This window comes from Paenibacillus sp. JNUCC 34 (assembly GCF_058269055.1).
The window spans coordinates 12,293-29,997 of record NZ_CM177770.1; the positions used below are offsets into that span (position 1 = coordinate 12,293).

17 protein-coding genes, 1 tRNA gene and 1 riboswitch are annotated in these 17,705 nt (G+C 43.4%); of the genes, 15 read left to right on the forward strand and 3 right to left on the reverse strand.

Annotated features, from left to right (window positions below):
* The first annotated feature begins 224 nt into the window (after window positions 1–224).
* From mnmG to AC2TF5_RS00090, 7 genes are all read left to right on the forward strand, one after another.
* A complete protein-coding gene (mnmG, locus tag AC2TF5_RS00060; RefSeq protein WP_491300278.1) occupies window positions 225–2,111 on the forward strand; it encodes a tRNA uridine-5-carboxymethylaminomethyl(34) synthesis enzyme MnmG in 1,887 nt (628 codons plus the stop codon).
* Between the two features lie 8 nt (window positions 2,112–2,119).
* Entirely contained in the window at window positions 2,120–2,842 is a 723-nt protein-coding gene (gene rsmG, locus AC2TF5_RS00065; protein ID WP_491300279.1) for a 16S rRNA (guanine(527)-N(7))-methyltransferase RsmG, read from the forward strand.
* Between the two features lie 583 nt (window positions 2,843–3,425).
* Window positions 3,426–4,244: a nucleoid occlusion protein gene (noc, locus tag AC2TF5_RS00070; protein WP_491300280.1), complete on the forward strand. Its 819-nt coding sequence runs from the start codon at window positions 3,426–3,428 to the stop codon at window positions 4,242–4,244.
* 295 nt (window positions 4,245–4,539) lie between these two features.
* A complete protein-coding gene (locus AC2TF5_RS00075; protein ID WP_491300281.1) occupies window positions 4,540–5,301 on the forward strand; it encodes a ParA family protein in 762 nt (253 codons plus the stop codon).
* Complete coding sequence (locus AC2TF5_RS00080; RefSeq protein WP_491300282.1) at window positions 5,294–6,133, forward strand: ParB/RepB/Spo0J family partition protein; 840 nt, start codon at window positions 5,294–5,296, stop codon at window positions 6,131–6,133. The genes AC2TF5_RS00075 and AC2TF5_RS00080 overlap by 8 nt, the downstream gene beginning before the upstream one ends.
* A 268-nt stretch (window positions 6,134–6,401) precedes the next feature.
* A complete protein-coding gene (locus tag AC2TF5_RS00085) occupies window positions 6,402–7,550 on the forward strand; it encodes an aminotransferase class V-fold PLP-dependent enzyme (protein ID WP_491300283.1) in 1,149 nt (382 codons plus the stop codon).
* 37 nt (window positions 7,551–7,587) lie between these two features.
* The gene (locus AC2TF5_RS00090; RefSeq protein WP_491300284.1) at window positions 7,588–8,088 is read left to right on the forward strand and encodes a DUF4446 family protein; all 501 of its coding nucleotides are present in this window, start codon (window positions 7,588–7,590) and stop codon (window positions 8,086–8,088) included.
* Here the strand turns inward: AC2TF5_RS00090 and yyaC are convergent.
* Window positions 8,060–8,665: a spore protease YyaC gene (gene yyaC, locus AC2TF5_RS00095; RefSeq protein ID WP_491300285.1), complete on the reverse strand. Its 606-nt coding sequence runs from the start codon at window positions 8,663–8,665 to the stop codon at window positions 8,060–8,062. The genes AC2TF5_RS00090 and yyaC overlap by 29 nt on opposite strands.
* Window positions 8,666–8,819: 154 nt before the next feature.
* Here yyaC and AC2TF5_RS00100 point away from each other — a divergent pair, with 154 nt between their 5' ends.
* The 4 genes from AC2TF5_RS00100 to AC2TF5_RS00115 all read left to right on the forward strand — a co-directional run bounded on the left by AC2TF5_RS00100 (window position 8,820) and on the right by AC2TF5_RS00115 (window position 10,432).
* A complete protein-coding gene (locus tag AC2TF5_RS00100; protein WP_491303034.1) occupies window positions 8,820–9,059 on the forward strand; it encodes a putative Se/S carrier protein in 240 nt (79 codons plus the stop codon).
* 23 nt (window positions 9,060–9,082) lie between these two features.
* Complete coding sequence (locus AC2TF5_RS00105; protein ID WP_491300286.1) at window positions 9,083–9,952, forward strand: mechanosensitive ion channel family protein; 870 nt, start codon at window positions 9,083–9,085, stop codon at window positions 9,950–9,952.
* Between the two features lie 96 nt (window positions 9,953–10,048).
* Window positions 10,049–10,267: a DUF951 domain-containing protein gene (locus tag AC2TF5_RS00110; protein WP_491300287.1), complete on the forward strand. Its 219-nt coding sequence runs from the start codon at window positions 10,049–10,051 to the stop codon at window positions 10,265–10,267.
* A gap of 74 nt (window positions 10,268–10,341) precedes the next feature.
* Window positions 10,342–10,432: transfer RNA gene (locus AC2TF5_RS00115), tRNA-Ser, on the forward strand.
* A gap of 364 nt (window positions 10,433–10,796) precedes the next feature.
* Here AC2TF5_RS00115 and mgtA read toward each other — a convergent pair.
* Both mgtA and AC2TF5_RS00125 read right to left on the reverse strand, forming a co-directional pair.
* Window positions 10,797–13,442, reverse strand: a complete 2,646-nt coding sequence (gene mgtA / locus AC2TF5_RS00120) for a magnesium-translocating P-type ATPase (protein ID WP_491300288.1) — start codon at window positions 13,440–13,442, stop codon at window positions 10,797–10,799.
* Between the two features lie 321 nt (window positions 13,443–13,763).
* A riboswitch (M-box (ykoK) riboswitch) is annotated at window positions 13,764–13,936 on the reverse strand.
* Window positions 13,937–14,479: 543 nt separating this feature from the next.
* Window positions 14,480–14,674 (reverse strand): YjzC family protein, encoded by a 195-nt coding sequence (locus tag AC2TF5_RS00125; RefSeq protein ID WP_491300289.1) that lies wholly within the window; start codon window positions 14,672–14,674, stop codon window positions 14,480–14,482.
* Window positions 14,675–14,932: 258 nt separating this feature from the next.
* On the opposite strand from AC2TF5_RS00125, the gene rpsF reads away from it, so the two are divergent.
* From rpsF to AC2TF5_RS00145, 4 genes are all read left to right on the forward strand, one after another.
* Window positions 14,933–15,217, forward strand: a complete 285-nt coding sequence (gene rpsF, locus AC2TF5_RS00130) for a 30S ribosomal protein S6 (RefSeq protein ID WP_491300290.1) — start codon at window positions 14,933–14,935, stop codon at window positions 15,215–15,217.
* A gap of 45 nt (window positions 15,218–15,262) precedes the next feature.
* The gene (gene ssb / locus AC2TF5_RS00135) at window positions 15,263–15,748 is read left to right on the forward strand and encodes a single-stranded DNA-binding protein (protein WP_208916858.1); all 486 of its coding nucleotides are present in this window, start codon (window positions 15,263–15,265) and stop codon (window positions 15,746–15,748) included.
* A 21-nt stretch (window positions 15,749–15,769) separates the two neighbouring features.
* Window positions 15,770–16,042, forward strand: a complete 273-nt coding sequence (gene rpsR / locus AC2TF5_RS00140; RefSeq protein ID WP_006207333.1) for a 30S ribosomal protein S18 — start codon at window positions 15,770–15,772, stop codon at window positions 16,040–16,042.
* A gap of 536 nt (window positions 16,043–16,578) precedes the next feature.
* Window positions 16,579–17,253, forward strand: coding sequence for an SOS response-associated peptidase (locus AC2TF5_RS00145; protein ID WP_491300291.1), 675 nt, complete (start codon window positions 16,579–16,581; stop codon window positions 17,251–17,253).
* The last annotated feature ends 452 nt before the right edge of the window (window positions 17,254–17,705 follow it).

A 17,705-nucleotide genomic window follows, 5' to 3' on the forward strand; every position in this document is an offset into this window, starting at 1 on the left:
AAGTGCGTGTTCAAAAAGATCGGTTTTCAGCACCGAGAAGGTTGAAAGAAGCTAGGGACTGAGGAGCGGAGCGTACGTTTTGGGTACGTGAGCACCAGAAGGACCGGCTGAATTCAAGATTCGATGACGAGCCCACTTCCTGATTCACTTCGTGATCAAAAGCGGACTTTTTGAACAACCTTTTTAAATATAGAATTAAAAATATAAAAAATGGAGGGTTTGCCATGAGTTATGTAGGAGGCACCTACGACGTGATTGTTGTCGGCGCGGGCCACGCGGGTTGTGAAGCTGCACTGGCTTCCGCACGTATGGGTGCCGAAACGTTGATGGTCACGATCAACTTGGATATGGTTGCTTTTATGCCATGTAATCCGTCGATTGGCGGACCAGCCAAAGGACATGTTGTGCGCGAAATTGATGCCCTGGGTGGCGAGATGGGACGCAATATTGATAAGACGTTTATACAAATGCGGATGTTGAATACTGGTAAAGGACCAGCGGTACATGCGCTGCGTGCACAGGCTGATAAGTTTTCCTATCAACATACCATGAAAGAAACGTTGGAGAAGGAAGAGAACCTGACAGTTCGTCAGGGAATGGTTGACCGTCTTGTTGTTGAAGATGGTGAATGTGTAGGGATTTTCACGCAAACAGGAACGGAATATCGCGCCAAATCGGTTGTGTTGACGACAGGGACCTATTTGCGCGGTAAAGTTATCATGGGTGAGCTGACCTATGAAAGTGGTCCTAACAACCAACAGCCGTCTGTGAAATTGGCGGAGAATCTGCGCGAGCTTGGATTTGATCTTGTTCGTTTCAAGACAGGTACTCCTCCGCGGGTGCATAAAGATACTATTGATTTCTCGAAGACCGAAATTCAGCCGGGGGATGATAAACCGAAGTTTTTCTCCTATGAAACGAAGTCATCAGATAATGAGCAGTTGCCATGTTGGCTGACATACACATCGGAGGTAACCCACAAGATCCTTCATGATAACCTGCACCGTGCTCCAATGTACTCAGGCATTATTGAAGGAACAGGACCTCGTTATTGCCCTTCGATTGAAGATAAAATTGTCCGTTTTGCGGATAAGGCGAAACATCAGATTTTCCTTGAGCCGGAAGGTAAGAACACGAAGGAATACTATGTTCAAGGGTTGTCTACCAGTATGCCGGAGGATGTGCAGCTTGCGGCACTTCGTTCCATTCCCGGCATGGAAAAGGTAGAAATGATGCGCAACGGTTATGCGATTGAATATGATGCCGTCGTTCCAACCCAGCTGTGGCCATCGCTTGAAACGAAACGTCTACCAGGATTGTTCACTGCAGGTCAAATTAACGGGACTTCCGGTTATGAAGAAGCAGCAGGGCAAGGTATTATGGCTGGCATTAACGCCGCTCGTAAAGTGCAAGGGAAGGAAGCTGTTATTTTGGACCGGTCGCAAGGATACATTGGTGTCTTGATTGATGACTTGGTTACGAAAGGTACGAATGAGCCTTATCGTCTGCTTACTTCACGTGCAGAATATCGCTTACTTCTCCGTCATGACAATGCCGATTTACGGTTGACTGACATTGGATATGAGATTGGATTAATCTCCGAAGAGCGTCATGCTCAGTTCCTTCGTAAAAAAGCTCTTGTTGAACAGGAGATTGAACGCCTTGGAGGGACGAAAGTGAAACCGGTAGACGTGAACTCCATGCTGGAAGCTGCGGGTTCTGCCCAGATACAGGATGGAAGCAATCTGCTTACTATTCTGCGTCGGCCTGAGATTACGATTGCTATGATCGAAGCCCTGTCTCCATCACCTTTTGATCTGGATGAGGAAATGAAAGAACAGGTAGAAATTCAAATTAAATATGCCGGATATATCGAGAAGCAGCTCGGTCATGTAGAGCGTCTGCAGAAGATGGAGAAGAAGCGGATTCCGGAGGATATTGTCTATGATGATATTCACGGTATAGCTATGGAAGCCAGACAAAAGCTTAACAAGATCCGTCCAATATCGATCGGCCAGGCATCCCGTATTGGTGGGGTGACGCCGGCTGATATTTCCATCCTCCTGGTTTACCTGGAGCATTACAACCGGGTTACGGCAGCGAAAGGATAGGCAAGTATATGGATGCCATTCAGGAAGCTTTTGTCCACCGCCTCAGTGAGCGCGGTATTAGATTAAATGAGAAACAGCTAGACCAGTTTGAGAACTACTATAAAATACTGGTTGAGTGGAATGAGAAGATGAACCTGACCGGTATTACGGATCGGGATCAAGTGTATACGAAACATTTTTACGATTCGGTGAGTCTTGCGTTTTATGTGGATATGGAAAAAGTTAGCTCCTTAGCCGATATTGGTTCAGGAGCGGGCTTTCCCGGCATTCCGTTGAAAATTTGTTTTCCTCACCTTCGATTAACGATCGTAGATTCGCTGAATAAACGGATTAACTTTCTGAAGCATGTTGCTGACTCGATAGGACTGGAGCAGGTTGAACTGCTGCACGGTAGAGCAGAGGAGATCGCTCGTAAGCACGGATACCGTGATGGCTTTGATCTGGTAACAGCACGTGCAGTAGCCAGAATGGCTGTGCTGAATGAATTCTGTTTACCTTTTGTTAAGGTGGGAGGACAGTTCGCTGCGATGAAGGGTAGCGATCCTTCAGACGAATTAAAAGAAGCATCACGAAGCTTAAAGGAACTGAGAGGTACGCTGGGCAAGGTGCATTCATTCTCACTTCCTGTGGAAGAGTCGGATCGACACATTGTTGTAATTGACAAAAAGGGTGCAACTCCAACTAAATATCCTCGCAAAGCAGGAACAGCAGCTAAGACACCTCTTATTTAACAACCTATATCGATTATCTGAATTAACGGAATGTTTCACGTGAAACATTCCTTTTTGTTTTGAGATAAAAAGTATAAAGATTTAAAGTGAATCTGTATCTCGCAAAGAAAACTACGGATAAGTGCGGTGCGGTCTGTCTTCTTTGAGGTGCGTCGATAGAGGTTTTTGTTTAGAATTTAGTGCTGTGAAAAAGGTATTAATTCAGAAGCAGAGAGAATGTCGTCCGTAATAAGAGAAATAGATATCCTTTTGTAATAATACACCAAAATTGCAGGAAAAAAAGGTGAGTTTGTAGAATAGGATTATAGGACAAAAAGTGGTAGAATAGAATCGTAGTACCAGTTAATAGAGGCCGGACATAAACCGGTCCATTTTTTGCTGATGTCATGAAGAATGTAATGTTTTATGCAGGGAAATGCCTGACTCTACATGGGGGATTTTTACAGTCGAAGTCGTTATTCTGGCTTTGCTGTAGGGATTAACAGTTTTAATGTCACTCATGTCGGCCGCCGACTTGTAATCGGCTTGATAGAGAGTAGGGGCGTCGTCCATGCTATCATGAAATTAGGTGGTAATATACGGAATGAAAGAACAATTTTCGAAGTTGTTTGGCTTAGCAGCGGAACGTAATAATGGGGATGAAGTGAAGCATATTCCGGTGAATGAGGTTGTAAGCAGCCCCTACCAACCGCGTACGATTTTTGATGATGAGAAAATCGATGAATTGCTGCAGACCATCAAAACACATGGTGTCATTCAACCTATTGTCGTTCGTGTCCGTAATGGCGTGTATGAGATTATTGCCGGTGAGCGTCGTTGGCGTGCGGTTAAAAAGCTGGGGATGGATACAATCCCTGCGATTGTTCGGGATTTTAATGATTCCCAAGCGGCTTCTATTGCTTTGATTGAGAACTTACAGCGGGAAGGTCTGACGTCAATCGAAGAGGCGGTTGCCTATCAGAAATTGATCGATCTTCACCAGTTAACTCAAGAGAGTCTTGCGCAACGCCTTGGTAAGAGTCAATCCACCATTGCTAACAAAATTCGACTACTACAGCTGCCGGAAGAGATAAAGACGGCGCTTATGGAACGTAAGATTACAGAACGTCATGCTCGTGCACTGTTATCTTTGGATAATGTGGAAACTCAGCTGAAGGTATTGGGTGAAGTGATAGCCAAAGAATTAAATGTTAAACAGACCGAAGCGCGAGTAGCATTTTATAAAGAAGTAACAACAATGAAAAAATCGAAACGAATCTCATACAGCAAAGATGTTCGTTTGGCTTTGAACACCATTCGTCAATCGATTGATATGGTGTCGGGATCGGGTATGGCAATTAAGACGACCGAGAACGATCATGAAGACCATTATGAGATTGTTATTAAAATTCCAAAAAGATAACGATAGAATGACATGAAAGCGTGAGAGCGGTATTCATTGAGCCGCTTTTTCTGTTGACCTAAGAAGCAGCTTAGAGATCTACCTCCTAGGAAGACAGACCGCATTTTTTGGAGCTTAACGCATTTATATCTTCAAAAAATGGTTTCGTGTCCGAACCCAGCGGATTGCGCATAACCGTTCCGGTACTGTCCCTCAAAGGGCAGCCGATAATCCAAATGTGCAATATACGGCATGATTGCTGTATATCATCTTTTGCAGCCTACTAGAAGAGTCTTCCTACATTGAGGTGAAACGAGTGTCTAAAACAATTGCCATAGCAAATCAAAAGGGCGGGGTCGGCAAAACTACGACTTCTGTTAATCTGGGCGCGGGACTGGCTTCGCTAGGCAAACGAGTGCTTTTGGTGGATATTGATCCCCAAGGGAACACGACCAGTGGTGTCGGCATTAACAAAGCAGATGTTGAAAACTGCATTTACGATGTTATCATCAACGAGGTACATCCGAAGGATGCTATAAATCCAACGAATATCGAAGGACTGGATATCATTCCTGCAACCATCCAGCTCGCCGGGGCGGAGATTGAACTTGTTCCAACGATTTCACGTGAGGTTCGGCTGAAGAAGTCTCTTCAGTTGGTCAAACCCAATTATGACTATATCCTGATTGATTGTCCTCCGTCACTTGGCATTTTGACGATTAACTCTTTGACGGCTGCGGATTCGGTCATTATTCCGATTCAATGTGAATATTATGCGTTGGAAGGTTTGAGCCAGTTGCTGAATACAGTGCGCCTGGTACAAAAACATTTGAATACTTCTCTCAAAATTGAAGGTGTACTTCTAACCATGTTGGATGCTCGGACTAATCTGGGGATTCAGGTGATTGAAGAAGTTAAAAAATATTTTCAGGAAAAAGTGTACAAGACCATTATTCCAAGAAATGTCCGTTTAAGTGAAGCTCCTTCCCATGGACAGTCGATCATAACTTATGATCCTCGTTCCAAAGGAGCAGAGGTATACTTGGAGTTGGCAAAGGAAGTGATCTCTTATGAGTAAACGTTTAGGAAAAGGGTTGGATGCGCTTATTCCTTCTTTGTCTATTAACGAGGATGACAAAGTCGTTGAAATTCCGCTTAGTCAGCTACGGGCCAATCCGTACCAGCCTCGGAAAACGTTCAATGAAGAAGCGATTCAGGAGCTTGCTGAATCGATTCGGCAGCATGGTGTGATTCAGCCGATTATTGTACGCAGTGTTCTTAAGGGATATGAGATTATCGCCGGTGAACGTCGTTTCCGGGCATCTCAATATTGTGGTAAAGCTACGATCCCTGCCGTCGTTCGTTCTTTCAGTGATCAACAAGTTATGGAAATTGCTCTGATTGAGAACCTCCAACGTGAGAATTTAAATGCAATGGAAGTGGCAGTTGCATATCAAGGCCTAATGGAACAATTTTCCTTAACACAGGAAGAGTTATCTATGAAGGTAGGTAAATCACGATCTCATATCGCTAACTTTTTGAGGTTGTTGTCTTTACCAGAAGAAGTGAAGGAAAATGTTTCACGTGGAACATTGTCAATGGGACATGCAAGGGCGATCGTGGGATTGAAAGATCCTGTACTCGTTAAACAATTAGCGAAACAGTGTGTGGAACAAGAGTGGAGTGTTCGTGAACTTGAAGAAGCGGTGAAAAACTTGGATCGTAAGTCCGAGGAAAAAGATAAGGTGAAAGTGAAAAGACGGGATCCTTATATTGATCACCTGGAAGAGAATTTGCGCGAGCGGTTCAAAACGACGGTTAAAATTAAACATAATAAGGATAAAGGGAAGATCGAGTTAAACTATTATAGTAAACAGGATTTGGAACGATTGCTTGATCTGTTGCAATAACTTCACTTTGGGGAAAATGTGTTTTAAAATAATGTGAGCTAATGCTAAAATAATCTGCGGCGAAATTTGTTTCGTCTAATTATAACTCGCTAATTTGGAATATCACATCTTGATGGGGAAAGACATGTCGGTGTTCCTTAACAGGAACAAGGCATGTCTTTCTTATTGTGAGAAATGAAAGGCTGCACATATTCTTATATTCCTTGCGGGAACGAATCACTCCGAATCGGGTGGTTAAATCGTTTCGCTGGATTGAAGGAGATGCGGGATGGACTCAGTCATTTATCTGGACCACGCGGCCACCTCGTGGCCTAAACCTCCGGAAGTGATGGAGGCTATGAAGTCGGCGATGAACGATGCAGCGGCTAACCCAGGGCGTGGAAGTCATCGCATGGCTGTGAATGCATCAAGAGTGCTTTACAACACACGCAGAGTATTGGCAGAATTGTTCGTAGTCAATAACCCTAATGATATTGCGTTGACCTCGAATACGACAGAGGCGCTGAATTTAGCGATCAAGGGATACCTTGGTGAAGGCGATCACGTCATTGCGACGATGATCGAGCATAATTCAGTAAGGAGACCGTTGGAGTATTTGAAACGGACCAGAGGAATAAGTGTTGACTATATTTCGGTTGATGCAGATGGGCAAGTGGACTTAAAAGAGGTAGAGAGAGCATTTAAAGCAAATACTCGGCTTGTGGTTTGTTCCCATAGTTCAAATCTGCTTGGTTCAATACTCCCAGTGAAAGAAATTGGAGATTTGGCAGCTCGACATGGAGCCGTGCTCCTTGTTGACGCGGCTCAGAGTGCGGGGATGCTTTCAATTGATGTGAATGATATGAATATCGGTATGCTGGCTTTTCCGGGCCACAAAGGGCTTCTAGGGCCTCAAGGAACGGGAGGGCTCTATATCTCTCCGGATATAGAATTGGAACCGTTGTTGCATGGTGGGACTGGCAGTCAATCTGAAGCTGTAGAGCAGCCGAGTGTGAGGCCGGATCGATATGAGGCAGGGACGCCGAATACGATTGGTTGTGCAGGTCTTCAGGCAGGTGTGAAAAAGGTGTTGGAATGGACACCGGAGAAAATCTATCACCATGAATGGGAACTTACACAACGGATGATGGAGGGGCTATCCTCTATACGAGGGGTGAACATATTAGGTCCAGGTTTAGGAAAGCCAAGAACGGGAATCGTCTCCTTTGTGGTAGAACAGAGGGATGCCTCCGAGCTAGCATTTAAAATGGATCGCGAATATGGCATTGCCGTAAGGGCAGGCTTCCATTGTACTCCACTGGCGCATATGGCGGCAGGCACGGAAAACACTGGCGCTGTTAGAGCCAGTGTTGGGTTATGGACTAACAAAGAGGATGTTGACATCATGGTGGATGCCATGGCTAAAATCCAGGCCTGATCGACAGATCAAGATTGAGGAGAAGGAATGAAGAAGTATGTCTGAATTAAATGAATTGATTATGGAACAACTTCATTGGTTTGTCGTCGGAATGATCGTCATCATCTTGATTTTATGGGTAACCGTAATCGCCCAAGGTGCAAAGGTTCGCAAAATGCGGCGTAAATATGATGCGATGATGTCCGGTAGCGGAGTAGAGGATCTGGAAACACTGCTCCTTAATCTGAAAATTCAAATGGACGCAATTGAAGAGGAACAAGGGAATCATCGCTCACATCTGGATACTGTAAGCCAAACTTTAAAAGGGGTAAAGTCCAAAACCGGTATCGTAAGATACAATGCTTTTGGTGAACGGGGGAACGATTTGAGTTTCTCTATAGCCATCCTAAGTGAAAAAGGGGATGGGTTGGTACTTACCGGCCTATATAACCGGGAGAGTTCATTTGTTTATGCCAAACCGTTGAAAAACGGTGAATCCCAGCATTCTTTATCTCCTGAGGAAAAAGAGGCTATACATCTCGCGCTGCAAGAAGGGTAGCACGGTTCCATTCCTTCATAGCAGAGAAAAGGCAGTTGGCAATTATATCAGACAGCCGCATAACGAGACTTAAACGAGTGTTTTGTAATACGAAGTATTCCATAAAGCCGCCGACATTGACGATGCCAGTTACATGGATATCGCCGACCGGCGGCAATTCTTTATGTACACCTGCACCAGGACGCAGAGGGCCGTCTGAAACTTGAATGGATCCAACGCTTGCCGATTGACCGAGACAGGCATCAATACCAATGATAAAGGGATTATCGAATTGTTCATTTATCATAGTGAGCGTTTCCTTCAGGTTCATAGCATGCACAGGTTCGTCCAAGGTGCCATACAAATGGAACAGCGAGCTGTTGTAACGCGAGAGAGATGTACCGACAAGTGGACCAAGGCAATCTCCAGTGGAACGGTCCGTACCGATGCAGACGATGACTAATGGACGGCGTTGAACTCCTGAGGATAGATGATAGAGCAGACGATGAATAATAGCAGAATGGATTTCAGGATCGGTATGTGGTATTTTTAAGCTTGAAAACTCCTGATGGGGTGAGTGTTTAGATAAACGGTTCATAGATAGAATCTTCCTTTCGTCTGCGAATGGTAGTATCAGTATATGGATGAAAGAATGTTTTTATACTTCCAGATTGGCAAAAGAAAGATTAAAATGTTCATAGACTAGTGATCCATAGGGGAAGAGGTATTTGGAGGTGTGCGGTGTGTCAGGTATGATGCTGATCGCTTTCGATTCTACGCAGCAAGCGCTTAGGGCGGAAATGCTGCTGGATTACGCAGAAATTGAAATTGACTTGTTTCCGACACCTAAAGAGATTACAGCAGGTTGTGCATTATCAATTCAGTTTCCACCCACTGCGTTAAAAGAGGTAAAGGAAATCATCGCCCATGAAAGGGTTGAGATCCGGGGGATTTTTGCGCAGAATGACAACGAGATTTATATAAGCATCTAGAGCAAGATGGGGAGGAGCATCAGATGGAGAATCAAGATGGTTTAATGAAAGACGAAATCGAGGAGGCTCTACAAATGAGTGATGCTTTCTGGAGTTGGATAACCGATGTAGATATGTGGATGGGTGTATTATTTGCTGCAATTCGAATACTGGCCATATTTCTGCTAACCCGTCTCATTATACGAATTGTATATAAAATGATAGATCAGTTTTTACAGAGGCAGGAGAAAAGTAGACTTAGTGTGAATCCACGTCGATTTATTACTGTGGGAGAACTCTTGAAAAATGTAACGGCCGTCGTTTGTAACTTTGTAATGGTACTGATCATTTTGTCAGAATTCCACTTTGAACTCGGGCCGCTGTTGGCCGGTGCTGGTGTGCTTGGATTAGCAATTGGTTTTGGGGCACAGAGTTTAGTTAAGGATGTCATAACTGGTTTTTTTATTATATTGGAGGATCAGTTCGCTGTTGGTGATATGATCAAGAGCGGAGAGTTCAGAGGTACGGTAGAAGTAATTGGCTTGCGTACAACTCGAGTAACTGGATTGAATGGGGAAACGTATATTATTCCTAACGGATTGATTACGAGTGTAACGAACTATTCTGTGTCCAATTCGCTTGCGGTCGTGGATTTACCGGTGAAGAATGAGGCGCGAGTGAATGAAACGATATCGCTTATTCAACGAGCGCTTGAAGGCATTGCGGAGCGTCGGCCTGAGCTACTGAGGGATCCCGAGGTGCTTGGAATTCAGTCGCTGACAACTGCTGAATATGTTGTACGGATTGCTGCGGAATGTCATCCGGATTCACGGGAAGTAGCCGAACGCGAAATTTATAAGGATATCAAGCAGGCAATGGAAGAGGACGAGCTTCGTCAATCTTCACAAGGATAATGGTTGGGTTATGGATTGATGCTTGATGGCATGAGTTATAGTGTATAGAATAGATAACAACATAACGGTGCAGAACAATCTAAAGGGGGAGCGGGTATGGAACGCAAGGTGTTTCAATTTGGGGATGTTGTTCAGATGAAAAAGCCCCATCCCTGCGGAAATAATGAGATGGAGATCATTCGTATGGGAATGGATATCCGGGTCAAGTGTACGCGTTGCCAGCATAGTGTACTAATTCCGCGAGCTAAATTTGAGAAGAATATGAAGAAGGTGTTGCGGTCTGCGGCCGCGGAAGGTGGAACAGGCGAAGCTTGATCGCATGACAGCAAGCACTTGATAGCAGAAGTATTGACCTGCTTCGTAAGACATGTTATAATCAATCGTGCTGCGGAAAGGTACCCAAGAGGCCCAAGGGGGCTGACTCGAAATCAGTTAGGCGTCGCAAGGCGTGCGTGGGTTCGAATCCCACCCTTTCCGCCACCTATCGTTAAAGCCCGCAGTTATGGGGTTCTCAGTATGATATATGATCCACAAGCTGATCGAATTACATACGGTAATGTGCTAGCTAATTCCGAAGCACCTTACTGATTACAGAATACTCTCTACGTGATTATCACGTAGGGAGTGTTTTTTCGTTATGGATATGAACCGACTATTCAGTTCCAGGTTTACGTCTTAAATGCACGCAAAATATCTCGTCTTAAGAAGGACTTCATAGTCCTTCCCAAGAACGAGACCGCGTTGATGCCTGGGTTATTGCAGACTATTTGCGATTTGAGCGACTGCCTCATGAGATGAAAGATATTAACCCATACGAGGCCTTGTAGCGGTTAGTAACAGAAACTTATAACCATTCGTTAAACTTACGAATGTACCATTTTTTAACAAGTTGCGTCAGTGCACAATAGCTTAGCAAAATGCCTAATAACCAAGGGAAATATTGCAGCGGTAACGGTTGTAAGCCGATACTTTCGCCAAAGACTGAGAACGGAACATAGATGCCTACAATCATAATAGCGCTGGTTAGCAGCATGACGGGCATGCTGGCGCGGCTCTGGAAAAATGGTATTTTCTCAGTACGGATCATATGCACGATCAGCGTTTGTGATAATAGTCCTTCAATAAACCATCCGGACTGAAACAGCGATTGATCTGCTGCGGTATTGGCTGCGAATACGAAATACATGACAAAAAAAGTGATGTAATCGAAAATAGAGCTGATCGGGCCTATAAAGATCATAAATCTTCCGATAGACTTGGCATCCCATTTCTTTGGTTTTGCCAAGAACTCTTTATCCATACGATCCCAAGGGATGGAAAGCTGTGAGATGTCATAGAACAGATTTTGAATGAGCAGATGAATCGGCAGCATTGGCATGAATGGCAGGAACGCGCTAGCGCCTAATACACTGAACACATTGCCAAAGTTAGAGCTGGCAGTCATTTTGATATATTTAATAATGTTGCCAAATGTTTTACGACCTTCAATCACGCCTTGCTCTAATACCATTAAGCTTTTCTCAAGTAAAATAATATCAGCAGATTCCTTCGAGATATCTACCGCCGTATCTACCGAGATGCCTACATCAGCATCTTTCAGAGAGGCAGCATCGTTGATCCCGTCTCCCATAAATCCGACAGTATGCCCCTTGCTTTGCAGCGCACGCACTATTCTCGCCTTCTGCATCGGATTTAGTTTGGCAAAAACGGTTGTTCTCTCAGCCAGATCAGCTAGCTGCACGTCAGAGAGGTTCTCAATTTCATGGCCTAATACAATCTGATCTGCTTGCAGACCAACATCTGTACAAACTTTGCGAGTGACTGCCGCATTATCACCTGTAAGCACTTTGATCTCCACGCCGTTTGTTTGCAAAGCTTGAATTGCGGTCGCGGAGCTTTCCTTTGGTGGATCAAGAAATCCGATAAAGCCAACTAGTACTAAATCCTTTTCATCCTTTACTCCATACAGTTCATCTTTGGGTGCCAACTGTTTCATAGCTACGGCAATTACACGTAAACCATCAGTATTTAATTTTTGTACAAGCTGTTGCACATTGATGTGAATTGTCGGTGTAATGGGGATGACTTGTCCGTTATCAGATACGTGTGAGCAGATGCTGAGTATTTCTTCCATCGCGCCCTTACAAATGAGAACATGTTCATTTTCCATTTTCTCTAATACAACAGACATCCGACGACGATTGAAATCGAAAGGGATTTCATCAAACTTGGCATAATTGTTCTCAGCACCTAGCACGTCTGTTAGTTCGGCATGCTCTAACACGGCGACATCGAGCAAATTTTTAAGCCCGGTCTGGTGAAAGCTGTTCAAATAAGCATATTCCAGTACTTTTGCATCTTCATTGCCATGAATGTCTAGGTGTTTGGATAGAATAATCTTGTCTTGCGTTAGCGTCCCGGTTTTATCCGTGCATAAAATATTCATAGCTCCAAAGTTTTGGATTGCATTGAGACGCTTAACAACAACTTTATTGCGAGCCATGGCATTTGCGCCTTTGGCAAGATTGGCAGTAACAATGACCGGCAGCATTTCTGGGGTTAATCCGACAGCAACAGAGAGGGCGAAGAAGAAGGCTTCGATCCAGTTTCCTTTGGTAAAGCCGTTGATGAAGAAAATGATGGGCACCATAATGAGCATGAAACGAATAATGACAAAGGTGACGCTGTTCACCCCTTTATCAAAACTTGTCATCGGCCGCTTGCCGACAATTGTCTTGGCCATGGAGCCCAAATAAGTGGAAGCTCCGGTAGAGACAACAATAGCTGTTGCTGTGCCGCTAATAACATTGGTCCCCATATAACACATATTATTAAGCTCTAACGGGTTTGTTGGCATTTGGTATCTATTTCTCGCTTTGCTTCCATCGTGAGGCATCATGTCTTGTTTCTCAATCGGCAATGACTCCCCGGTTAGAGAAGACTCGCTGACAAAAAGGTCTTTCGATTCGATTAATCTTACATCTGCTGGAACTAGGTCGCCTGCTGAGAGGTGTATCACATCACCAGGCACCAATTGCTCCGTATCGATTTCTTTTCGGACAGATTGCCGGGTGACAGCCACGGTCGTTTTGACCATCGCCTTCAGTTTTTCAGCGGTTCGGATGGAACGAAACTCCTGAGTAAATGTAATGAGTACACTGATGGAAACCAATGTGCTGATGATAATAACGGCTTCTATATCATTGGAAAAATAAGAGAACACATCTAATCCGAGTAAGATCAGAATAAATGGATTTTTAAAGCACAACAGCAATTGAATATACCATGCCGGTGGCTTTTCAGACGCAATCTGATTGTTTCCATATTGATCAAGTCTATTCTTGACTTCGGATTCAGAAAGCCCTTGAGAATTTGTGGAATACTCCTCCATCAAATCCTCTGCAATACAAGTAGAGGCATAGATTAGGCGCTTTGAGATTTCTTTGTTCATAGTTTCGTTGTTCAATTTTTGTCTCTTTTGTTTTTTCATTTTGATTCCCTCCCATACAGAAATAAACACAAAAAAAGCTCTCCCCTGAATCAGGGAGAGCTGACCTTATTTATGTTCATCTTTGCATCGTATGTCAAATACGCATACTTAAGCAGACCCGCCCTGGTTGTGAGGGCAGATGGAAACAGAAGTATGGGAAACATACCGATGCAAAGAGAACATGGTTCTCCCTTTTCGCAGGATTTGAAGTTAAACGTGTACTTCGACTACTAGGACTACCGTCCATGGATTGTTTCCCCCCTTTACATAATAAAGACCCTCTAACAAAGCTAGAGGGCTGATGAACGCATACAAAAAAACATTCGCTCCCCCTAGTCGAGTTTTGGCACTATACAACGTAAAGAGAATTATTTCTCTTAGCCACCTTATGGAAAGCCTTAATCCGGCAATCCCTGTTCTACCCATAGGCATCTTTCGATATTTCTGGGCAGTGGCCTGTGTTTGTATAGGAGCCTCACCTAACGAGGACATATTAAATTCAGTTGAATCTTACCCTTACAGTATCTGAATTGTCAACCGACAAATGTTGGTAAATCAAATAGGTTATATATCAAATCATGTGCAGCATGTGATTGTATGTTATAAAAATGGTGATCACATTCGTGAACCTCTTGTTGTTTAAACCAACGGGAGATTGTGGATTGTTTCCTTCTATTATAGAAGGAAAAGAAGGACCCTTTCGGGTCCTTCACTGGTTAGGCGGTGCTTGTGATATGGAATCTATAGCTTACACATTCGCAATACCTTGGTCCATCAGCCTTTACTTGTCCAGTACGGTCAAGCGCTTTGCTTATTCCCTCCGCATGCTACCCGTGCAGAGTAAGACCCTATGCGTAATTCAGCTGCGTTGTCCAACGGAACCACACCTCTCTCATTGCACCGCCTAATAATATTGTGTGTAATTAACGGATTTTAATACATGATGAGAAAAAATATTTTTCGGCACTGAGTGGGATACCCCGGTATTATGGAAAAATACACTCTGTAGTCAGTTGATCGTAAAATTGCTGTACAAGTTACTTAGGCTGAACCCGTCTTTTGTTCATCCATACACGGTCATCATTCCGATTGTCGGGAAACTTGTCTCCCTTTTTAAGTTTAACCTGCTGTGGATCCTCAATACCCATAATATGGTCTTTTACGCCGACCTCAATATATACACCGTTGTTGGGAGCTATCTCTCCGCTGTGGAACTCACTGCGTTCACCCATGATGATTCCTCCTTAATTATAATGACATGCTTCCTTAGGGTGCACCGACGAACCGGGAAACATGGCAGGGAAAGAGCGGAAGGGCATACATGAGGCTGATGAATAACAGACCTATTTAGCGTCGATTCCTTTACGTTCAACAAGGAAAAGAAACTTGCATCCGATCATCCGTTCTGATATATTATTATGGTGCGAGTTTACGCTCGTTCCTTGCTCCCAACATGATTGGGGGCCGAAGTCCATAAGGAGGTGAAAGATATGCGCAAATATGAAGTGATGTACATTATTCGTCCTGACATTGAGCAAGAAGCTGTTCAAGCGGCAGTCGATAAATTCCAAGGCATCATCTCCAACGGCGGAGAAATTACAAAGCACGACGTAATGGGTAAACGCCGTCTTGCGTATGAGATCAAGAAATTCCGTGATGGCGTGTTCGTTCTGGTAAACTTCAATGCAACACCTGAAGTTATTACTGAACTTGAGCGTATCATGAAGATTTCTGACGATGTAATTCGTTATCTCATTACGAACGACGTAGCCTAAGACCGAGGGATTTTGTAATGAATTCGTTCTAAGGAGGGGATTGGATTGTTGAACCGTGTCATTTTGATCGGCCGGCTAACCCGGGATCCGGAGCTGCGCTATACGCCAGCAGGAGTAGCGGTCACACAGTTTACACTTGCCGTAGATCGTCCATTTACTGGACAAGGCGGGGAACGAGAAGCGGATTTTATTCCGGTCGTTACCTGGAGACAGCTTGCTGAAACGTGTGCCAACTATCTGCGTAAAGGCCGTCTGACGGCTGTGGAAGGGCGCATTCAAGTGCGGAATTACGAGAATAACGAAGGTAAACGTGTATACGTCACCGAAGTGATTGCCGATAATGTCCGTTTCTTGGAATCGAACCGAGATAGCAGCGGAGGCGGCGGAAATCGTGAGGAATCGTCGTTTGGCGGAGGAAGCAGCAACAGCGGCGGAAACCGTGGAAATAACAACAACTCGCGCAACAATCAGGATCCTTTTTCCGATGAAGGAAAACCGATCGATATTTCGGATGATGATTTGCCATTTTAATAAAGGAAGGACTGACAAAGCATGGCTTTTAAGCAAAGAGAAGGCGGAGATAACGACAAAAGACCGGCACGCCGTGGCGGCCGCAACAAGCGTCGTAAAGTTTGTTTCTTCACTGTGAATAAAATTACTCACATTGACTATAAAGATACTGATTTGCTCAAGAAGTTCATCAGCGAGCGCGGCAAAATTTTGCCACGTCGTGTGACTGGAACTAGTGCAAAATATCAGCGTGCCTTGACGATTGCGATCAAACGCTCCCGTCAAATCGCATTGCTTCCATACACTACGGAGTAGTTCTTCGTTAAGTGAGAAAACAGCTCAGCCTATATGGCTGGGCTGTTTTTTTGTGTGGATCATGTATATGAATAAATGATGGGGGAATTATTATTTGTCCACTGAGTACGGACGAATGTTCATGGCGTGTAATGTTGTTGAGACGTCCAAATATTCATTCAAGATAAATAATTAATACACAAACGTCTCTTCTGAATGGACACTGATCCTGTGTGAAAAATATAACTAAAATTTTTAATTCTTGAAGTGACATAGATAGCCTATAAAGGTCATCCATTTATCTTTTAAAACCAACTATTATGAATATTTCTCTCTATTAAAAAGGAAAACCTTGATGAATAGGTAATGATGTAAGCTTGTCTCTTCCCATAAGACGTTAATCATGTGGAGATCCATGAAGTGAGGATAGTTAAAGGACAGTGCGCTACTGTAATTGTTGAAGGATCAATAATGAATGTCTCCTCCCAGGAAACAATATTCTCTCATGCATAATATACCTCTTTTATCCAAACGATAAGGAAAAGGAGGGATTTCTGATGTGCAGGCGATTTTCAATGTCCGCTGGTATAGATGAAATAGGCAAACATTTTGAAATTAACAGGGTGATGTATTTTTATAAGAATCGTTACAATATTAGTCCGACTCAAAGTGTACCGGTGATTCTTCATGGCCAAGGTGAAAGGGTGCTTGATGAGTACCGGTGGGGATTGGTTCCATATTGGGGCAAGGATGCGGTCAATGCAGACCTGAGTACGGTGGATCAAAATCCGACATACCGAAAGGCAGTCGATTTACGGCGTTGCGTTATTCCGTGTAATGGTTTTTATTACTGGCGAACTGTAGGGAAAAAGAGTTACGCCGTAAGAGTAGTAATGCCGAACAATGAACTGTTTGGAGTTGCAGGTTTGTATGAAACTTGGCGGAATGCTAAAGGAGAAGAAATGAGAACTTGCACCATGTTAATGACAGGGGCTAATGTGTTCATTCGTGAATTTGAGGAGCGCATGCCGGCGATTTTGTCTGCAGAGAATATGGAAACTTGGTTAAACCCTGAATACAAAGGATTCAACAATCTGCAACCACTGCTAAGATCGTATGATGGGTCTATGCGAATTTACCCGGTAACACCACTGGTGGCCAATGACAACCATGATCATCACCAGTGTATAGAAGAGATGGATCTTAAGCTGGCTTGGGTTAAAAATTTATAGAGGCATAAAATGTTAAAATCAATTGTTTGTTAAGCAACAGTAAACACAACAACCCGGTAAAATCGGGTTGTTTTTTTGTTATAGAGTTAAATCTAATTGTATATTAAATGTTACATGAAAATTTCTTAGACGAACCAACACGAATATTTAGGTTAGCCTTTATTCCCTCAATGTGACCTACAACAATCATTTTAACACAGGAAAGCATACATGCGTCAAAATAACTGCATTGCATGTTAAATAACCTCACATTGAATTTTACAAAAAAAAATTTATGATGAAAATTTGTGAAAGAATTATGAACAAAACATAAAAATTTCCATATTTTCTGAAAAAAACATAAACCAAAAATTTGACTTTAACTACATTTTGTAAACTAAAATCAACGATTAAAAACATTTTTTTAAAAAAAAATTCGAAAAAGTAATTGACGTCACCTATTTTTACACGTA

What these genes read in the sequence shown, in the direction of transcription:
- AC2TF5_RS00085 (WP_491300283.1), top strand. Translation starts at nt 6,402, where the DNA reads ATGGACTCAGTCATTTATCTGGACCACGCGGCCACCTCGTGGCCTAAA.
- AC2TF5_RS00105 (WP_491300286.1), top strand. Translation starts at nt 9,083, where the DNA reads ATGGAGAATCAAGATGGTTTAATGAAAGACGAAATCGAGGAGGCTCTA.
- mnmG (WP_491300278.1), top strand. Translation starts at nt 225, where the DNA reads ATGAGTTATGTAGGAGGCACCTACGACGTGATTGTTGTCGGCGCGGGC.
- AC2TF5_RS00145 (WP_491300291.1), top strand. Translation starts at nt 16,579, where the DNA reads ATGTGCAGGCGATTTTCAATGTCCGCTGGTATAGATGAAATAGGCAAA.
- mgtA (WP_491300288.1), bottom strand. Translation starts at nt 13,442, where the DNA reads ATGAAAAAACAAAAGAGACAAAAATTGAACAACGAAACTATGAACAAA.
- AC2TF5_RS00090 (WP_491300284.1), top strand. Translation starts at nt 7,588, where the DNA reads ATGTCTGAATTAAATGAATTGATTATGGAACAACTTCATTGGTTTGTC.
- AC2TF5_RS00080 (WP_491300282.1), top strand. Translation starts at nt 5,294, where the DNA reads ATGAGTAAACGTTTAGGAAAAGGGTTGGATGCGCTTATTCCTTCTTTG.
- rpsF (WP_491300290.1), top strand. Translation starts at nt 14,933, where the DNA reads ATGCGCAAATATGAAGTGATGTACATTATTCGTCCTGACATTGAGCAA.
- AC2TF5_RS00100 (WP_491303034.1), top strand. Translation starts at nt 8,820, where the DNA reads ATGATGCTGATCGCTTTCGATTCTACGCAGCAAGCGCTTAGGGCGGAA.
- rpsR (WP_006207333.1), top strand. Translation starts at nt 15,770, where the DNA reads ATGGCTTTTAAGCAAAGAGAAGGCGGAGATAACGACAAAAGACCGGCA.
- rsmG (WP_491300279.1), top strand. Translation starts at nt 2,120, where the DNA reads ATGGATGCCATTCAGGAAGCTTTTGTCCACCGCCTCAGTGAGCGCGGT.
- AC2TF5_RS00125 (WP_491300289.1), bottom strand. Translation starts at nt 14,674, where the DNA reads ATGGGTGAACGCAGTGAGTTCCACAGCGGAGAGATAGCTCCCAACAAC.
- AC2TF5_RS00110 (WP_491300287.1), top strand. Translation starts at nt 10,049, where the DNA reads ATGGAACGCAAGGTGTTTCAATTTGGGGATGTTGTTCAGATGAAAAAG.
- yyaC (WP_491300285.1), bottom strand. Translation starts at nt 8,665, where the DNA reads ATGAACCGTTTATCTAAACACTCACCCCATCAGGAGTTTTCAAGCTTA.
- noc (WP_491300280.1), top strand. Translation starts at nt 3,426, where the DNA reads ATGAAAGAACAATTTTCGAAGTTGTTTGGCTTAGCAGCGGAACGTAAT.